This window comes from Porphyromonas bennonis DSM 23058 = JCM 16335 (assembly GCF_000375645.1).
In the GTDB taxonomy this organism is placed as follows: domain Bacteria; phylum Bacteroidota; class Bacteroidia; order Bacteroidales; family Porphyromonadaceae; genus Porphyromonas_A; species Porphyromonas_A bennonis.
Genome location: NZ_AQWR01000024.1, coordinates 20,759 through 27,270, shown reverse-complemented (window position 1 = coordinate 27,270; position 6,512 = coordinate 20,759). Strand labels below are relative to the sequence as shown.

General features: G+C 58.7%; 4 protein-coding genes and 1 riboswitch. All 4 genes read left to right on the top strand.

What is annotated here, in order from left to right; genetic code table 11:
* Positions 1-299: 299 nt before the first annotated feature.
* Positions 300-517, top strand: a riboswitch (cobalamin riboswitch).
* A 49-nt stretch (positions 518-566) separates the two neighbouring features.
* The 4 genes from B088_RS05520 to B088_RS05505 are packed head-to-tail and all read left to right on the top strand — an operon-like array spanning position 567 to position 6,507.
* Positions 567-1,523, top strand: a complete 957-nt coding sequence (locus tag B088_RS05520; RefSeq protein ID WP_018107419.1) for a sirohydrochlorin cobaltochelatase — start codon at positions 567-569, stop codon at positions 1,521-1,523.
* Positions 1,516-3,888, top strand: a complete 2,373-nt coding sequence (locus B088_RS05515; protein WP_018107418.1) for a TonB-dependent receptor — start codon at positions 1,516-1,518, stop codon at positions 3,886-3,888. The genes B088_RS05520 and B088_RS05515 overlap by 8 nt, the downstream gene beginning before the upstream one ends.
* Before the next feature lie 10 nt (positions 3,889-3,898).
* Complete coding sequence (locus B088_RS05510) at positions 3,899-5,194, top strand: hypothetical protein (protein ID WP_018107417.1); 1,296 nt, start codon at positions 3,899-3,901, stop codon at positions 5,192-5,194.
* A 14-nt stretch (positions 5,195-5,208) separates the two neighbouring features.
* Positions 5,209-6,507, top strand: coding sequence for a hypothetical protein (locus B088_RS05505; RefSeq protein ID WP_018107416.1), 1,299 nt, complete (start codon positions 5,209-5,211; stop codon positions 6,505-6,507).
* The last annotated feature ends 5 nt before the right edge of the window (positions 6,508-6,512 follow it).

The following is a 6,512-nucleotide window of genomic DNA, read 5'->3' as shown; positions in this document are numbered from 1 at the left end:
CGACCCCGCCAGGGTGTCGCACTGATTGCCTGACTCCCTGATAGGTGCGACACCCTAGCGGGGTCGCTGAAGGCTCTGCTCGGCGACCCACAAGGGGTCGAGTAGGTAGGGAAGGGGCTTTGTACATCGGTCACCGCTTCGCGGATGACCGATGCCTATGGAGCGAGCACCCTTCGGGTGCCTCACGGATAAGCCCTCTATGTATATGATTTCCCCAATGCTCAAATGCGTCAGCCCTGCACCTCTGCCTGCGGAATCGAAGGGACTTAACATTAATTGGAGAGTGGGGAAAATGGTGTACCTTTGCTGTGAGCTGTGGTGCGGTGCGCTCTCAGCCTGAGGTGCGCATCCCATCACAAGAGGGAAGTCCGGTGCGAGTCCGGCACAGTGCCCGCTACTGTATTCCTCCATTAGGCTGCTTGCCATTCTTTATTACCACTGTCGACTGAGTCTATGGGAAGGTACGCAAGCAAGACCGGAGGTGAGTCAGGAGACCTGCCATGGCTGTAAGATAATTTTTCGGATCCCGCTCGGGGGCAAGTGGGTCGGATGATTTTCATACACGTATGAGTAAGACATACCGTCTTATCCTCTTCGGTGTACTCTGTATGCTGGTCTCTAATGTACTTGTTAGGGGTGAGGAGAAGATCTTTGTGGAGAGTCCGCTCTTTGACTCCCTCGGTGAGGGAGAGAGGGGGGCGATACTGATGGTTCACTTCGGCACCACACACGACGACACTCGTGTGCGGACGCTTGACGCACTCGATCATGCGGTCGGAGCGGCTTTCCCCGGCATAGAGCTGTGCGAGGCCTACTCCTCGAGGATCGTCTGCAAGCGGCTCCGTGACCGAGGGATCGAGAAGCTCTCGCCTATGGAGGCGATGGATAAGCTCCGGACGGAGGGGGTGACCCATCTGCTGATCGTCCCGTCTCAGGTGGTCTATGGGCTGGAGATGAAAGCTTTAGAGCAGGAGATGGAGCAGCGGCGGGGTGACTTCCGTGAGATCCGACTGACGACGCCACTCCTCTTCTACGAGAAGGATTACCGAGAGCTGACAGACCGGGTGCTGGCACCATTGGCTAAGGGTAGGGATACCGCATACCTCTTAGTGGGGCACGGCACCTACGACAGCTCCACGGCGCAGTATGCGATGCTGGACCACTTCCTGATGGATCGCGGACTCTCGCAGATCATTGTCGGCTGTATCGAGGGCTATCCCTACTACGATCAGGCGCTCAGGCGTCTCCGTGCCACCGGACTCCAGAGGGTCTGTCTCATGCCGCTGATGATGGTGGCGGGCGAGCATGCCAAGCACGACATCTCCGATGAGTGGGCCACCGCCCTGCGTGACGAGGGCTATGAGGTGACGGTGGATGCCCGAGGGCTGGGAGAGCTGCCCGAGGTGCAGGAGCTTGTTGTGGAGCGGGCACGCTTCTTCGCTCATAACCGACGCCTCCTGATCGGGGAGAAGAAAAAGATCTACGAGAAAACCGGTGTGAAGCTGAGTGCTGAGGATGAGTAGACTAATGAGATGGGCGATCGGCCTCCTTCTGCTCCTCTGCTCCCTCGGTGCTGAGGCAACGGAGGTGCTGCGGGGACGCGTGACAGACAAGGAGGGGAAGCCGATGCCGGGTGTCACCATCAGGGTACGACCTATGCGGGAGAGCAAGGTGGCTGCTGCGATGGTGACGAATAAGGATGGGAGGTATAGCTTTGCTCTTGCCTCCGGTGACTATCGAGTGACTGCCTCCCTGGTGGGCTTCCGTGAGGAGAGCAGGCGGGTGTCTCTGCCGACGAGCAAGGAGGTGGACTTTGTCCTCAGGGAAGATCCTAAGCTACTCGGCGAGGTGGTGGTGCTCGCTCCCTCGCACGAGCGAGCCTTACAGCATCAGGCGCTATCCGCCATGAGTCTCGACGTCAGCTCCGTGATCTCCTCCCTCAGCAGTCTCAGCGACTTGGTGGGGCAGTCCTCCGGGGTCAATGTCCGTGGTCAGGGAGGGCTTGGCTCAGGTGTGGAGCTGTCGATCAATGGTCTCGGTGGTCAGGCGGTCCGCTACTTCATCGACGGGGTCCCGCTCTCCTCCCGCGGGAGTGGTCTTAGCCTCGAGACGCTGCCGGCAAATATCGTCGACCGAATAGAGATCTACAAGGGCGTGGTCCCCCCGGAGCTGGGGATGGATGCGCTCGGGGGAGCGGTGAATATCATCACCAAGAAGAGCCGGGCGAGCTTCTTGGATGCCTCCCTGAGACTTGGCTCCTTCGGCACCATCGGTGCAGATCTGCACGGTCAGTATCGCCACGCCGCGAGCGGGCTTACCCTTCGCCCCACGCTGAGCTGTCTCTCCAGTCGGAATAACTATACGATGAAGGGGGTGTCGGTCTGGGACGAGGAGGCGTACGACTTCGTCCGGAGGGACCTCCCGCGCTTCCACGATGGGTACCGCACCCTCACCGCCGGGGTGCAGCTCGGGGTGACTCAGTTGCGGTGGGCCGATGAGGCACTCCTCGGGGTGCAGTACACCGGGAGTGACAAGGAGATCCAGACCGGGTTTATGCAGACCCTCGTGATAGGCGAGGCGACCCGGCGACGGTCCGACCTGAGCCTCACCGGCAGGTATGCCAAGAAGGATCTGCTGACCCCGGGACTCTCGGCTCAGGTCGATGCCGCAGTCGCGAGAGATCACATGCTGCTCGCCGACACCACTTACAGGAAGTATGCCTGGGACGGCACCTCCGTAGAGACCAATTACAGTGAGGTGACCCGCCGGGGGAAGGCACTCCGTCACACACTCCGTCCCGGTCTCTCGGCGCGAGTCAATCTCTCCTATGACCTGAGGAAATGGGGGGTGCTCAACTTCAATTACCAGCTCTCTGCGGTCGAGAATCATCGCTACGACGACTACGACACCTCTTTTGACGAAACGAAGGATCGGATGGCACGCCACATCCTCGGCCTCTCCTATGGTGGCTATCTCCTCGATGGCAGGCTCCATGCGCTCACTTTCGTCAAGGACTACCTCTATACCGTCTCCATCGGTCAGTCCGACCTCGAGTGGCTCACCGGCTCGACCGATGTGCCCTCCCACTTTACGAAGAATAACATCGGCTATGGTCTCGGATTGCGGTATGCTCCGCTGGAGGCGCTGTCGGTGAAGGGCTCCTTTGAGTACGCCACGCAGCTCCCCTCTGCCCGCGAGCTGATGGGCAATGGGATCACCATTTATCCCAATTTCAAGCTCCGCCCCGAGAGAGCCTACAACCTCAACCTTGTGCTCTATGGTCAGACCGCCCCGGCGCAGAGCCATTTCCTCAATTACGAGGCGACGCTCTTCTACCGCGATGTGCACGACTTCATCCACCGGGTGGTCCATAGCGACGTGGAGAGCCAGTATGAGAATATCGGCACCTCCCGGATCGTCGGTCTGGAGGGGGAGCTGAGGTACACCTACGACTCCCTCCTGGACATCACGCTCAATGGCACCTACACCGATGAGCGGGACCGGACAAGGCAGGATCGCTACGGCAAGACCAATGCCACTTACGGCTACCGGATCCCCAATCGCCCCTGGCTCTACGGCAATCTGATCACCGGGCTGACCATGAGGGAGCCTTTTGGGATCAATATGAGCAAGATCCGGCTCAATCTCTCACTCGGGTACATCAAGTGGTTTTACCTCACCTGGGCCGCATTTGGCTCCCGTGAGTCCAAGGCGATCATCCCCAGCCAGTACAATCTCTCCGGAGGGGTCACGTGGTCCTTCCGCCACAATAGATACTCCGTCTCGCTGCAGGGCGACAACCTCCTGGATCGTCCGCTCTACGACAACTATATGCTGCAGAAGCCGGGACGCTCCGTCTACTGCAAGCTCCGTCTATTCCTCAATTAATCACGACATCATGAAGAAAAACTTCGCAACGCTCCTCCTCTCCTCACTCCTGACCCTCGGTCTCCTCTCCTCCTGCGGGGAGGACACCCCCGATCCCACGCCTACGCCTGTAGAGGCGGAGGGCTTCGACCTCTGGATACCGGTCAAGGGCGCCACCGGCAAGACTCAGAAGGAGTATGACCAGAATATCATCGTCCGTGCCAAGGATCTCACGAAGGGGACGATCTCCATCACCGGGAAAGGTGCCGATACGGGTGGGACGGCACTCACTCCGCACATCATCTATAGGGACGGCTACTACTACGGTGTCTCGAGGGAGGGCAACTTCGGGAAGTTTGAGGTCGGTGCCACGGTCCGGACGATCAAGGAATTTCCACTGCCGATGATCAAGGATCGACAGTTCTCCCACGCCTGGCTCGATCGGAAGACGCTCGTGCTGGTCGGCTCCACCGGTAAGCAAAAGGAGGTCTCCTGGGCGAGGATCGATACGCAGGAGATGAAGCTCCTCGACTCCGGCACACTGGCCCTGAAGGCTCCGGCTGAGGGTGAGATCTTCTGTGCCAGCGGTCTCCTCGGCTATCGCCGGTCGGATAATACCCTCATCTTCCCCCACATCTACATCGCAGAGAAGCGCAGTGATCGAGCAAAGAAGCTCCGCGGAGAGATCTACGTCGCCTTCATTGACGCAGCGACGATGCAGGTAAAGTCTGTCGACACCGATAAGCGGGCGGACTGGCTCGGGTCTATGTCCTTTGGGGACAATAGGACCTGCAGCACCTTTACCGACAAGGCGGGAAACTTCTACTTCGTGGCCGCCAAGATCCTCAAGGAGACCCCGAAGCCGAGCACCACAGCACAGCGGAGTCTTGTCCTCCGCGTCAATAGCGGTGCCATGGAGACAGACAAGTCCTACGACGCCTACGAGCAGCCTCGAGGCAAGATTATCGACCTCACTCCGGTCAGTGACGAGGAGGTGATGCTCTACGTCCAGGACCCTAAGGAGGCCACGCCCGACAATCCTATCTGGGACTCGGTAAAGAATAGGTACGTCTTCTTCTGGCAGATCATGAACCTCCGCACCCACAAGGTACGCCGCATCGAGGGAGTACCCCTCTCCGTCGGCAACTTCAGCCACTTCGCCGCACCCTCTGGAGGCAAGGTCTACCTCGGTGCCAATGTGGCGAGCGGCAATAGCTGCATCTACATCTACGACCTCAAGAGTGGCAAGGTGTCCAAGGGCGCTGAGCTGGAGGCCGGCTTTGAGATCGAGCGTATAGTGCCGGTCTATCGTACATCCATTAAGTAACTCACACTATCATTATGAAACTCAAGAATCTACTCCTCACCCTCATCGTCGCTCTCGCGACTCTCTCCCTCTCCTCCTGCGAGGAGTCGGGTAAAGACACTCCCAAGCCCGCCGAGGAGACCGGATCGATCGACATCTGGATCCCCCTCAATGATCTCAATGGCTCCATGAATGGCAAGGATGCCTACGTCATCCTGAAGGCGGACGACCTCTCCAAGGGGACCCTCAGCGTGGAGGGCAAGGGTGCCGACATCAGCAGCACATCCCTCACGTCCAATGTGGTCTACCGTAACGGCTACTACTACAGCGTCTCGAGAGCGGGCAACTTCGGGAAGTTTAGGATCACCGACACCGCCGCCGAGATGATCAAGGAGATCCCTACGCCTCAGGTGCTCGATCGTCGCTTTGCTCACGCCTGGATCGACGACAGCCACATCGTGCTGGTCGGGGCTGCCGGTAAGAAGCAGGCGGTCAATTGGGTACTCATCAATACCGACGAGATGCGGGTGGAGAAAGATGGACAGCTCGAGCTGGAGGCTCCGCTGGAGAATGAGCAATTCAACTCCAGTGGTCTCCTCGGCTACCGCAAGTCGGATAATACCCTCATCTACGTCTATGTCTACATGCCCCTGAGCAAGAAGTCCAAGCTCCTCCGGGAGCGTCGCAGCGAGTACTATGTGGCATTCATCGATGCATCTACGATGAAGGTCAAGAAGGTCGAGAGCGACAGCCGTGCCGGCTTTATCGGCTCCACTTCCTATGGCGACACGCAGACACGCCACACCTTCACCGACGCAGAGGGCAACTTCTACTACATCGCCTGCGACATCCTGATGGAGGATGGCGTCAAGCTCGGCTCCTCATCCTCGACCCGTCAGGCAAGTAAGCTCTTCCGTGTCAAGAGTGGCGAGACAGCCATCGACAAGTCCTACGAGGGCTATGGTCAGGAGCGCGGCAAGATCGTGGACATGGCTCTGCTCAATGACAGTGAGCTCCTCCTCTACGTCCAGGATCCTAAGCAGGCCACGCCCGACAATCCCACCTGGGACTCAAAGACCAATCCTTACGTCTACTTCTGGCAGGTACTCAATCTCCGCACACACGAAGTGACACGACTGACCGACATCCCGCTCTGCAAGGGAGCCTTTGCCCAGGGTGCGGACATCAGGGACGGAAAGGTGTATATCGGCGCTAATGTGGATGGAAATCCTTCCGCTCGATTCTACCTATACGACATCAAGAGTGGTAAGGTGACAAAGGGTGCCGATCTCGCCTCCGGCTACGAGATCAGCCGGGTCATGTCGGTGAAGTAATCCCC

What these genes read in the sequence shown, in the direction of transcription:
- B088_RS05520 (WP_018107419.1), top strand. Translation starts at nt 567, where the DNA reads ATGAGTAAGACATACCGTCTTATCCTCTTCGGTGTACTCTGTATGCTG.
- B088_RS05515 (WP_018107418.1), top strand. Translation starts at nt 1,516, where the DNA reads ATGAGTAGACTAATGAGATGGGCGATCGGCCTCCTTCTGCTCCTCTGC.
- B088_RS05510 (WP_018107417.1), top strand. Translation starts at nt 3,899, where the DNA reads ATGAAGAAAAACTTCGCAACGCTCCTCCTCTCCTCACTCCTGACCCTC.
- B088_RS05505 (WP_018107416.1), top strand. Translation starts at nt 5,209, where the DNA reads ATGAAACTCAAGAATCTACTCCTCACCCTCATCGTCGCTCTCGCGACT.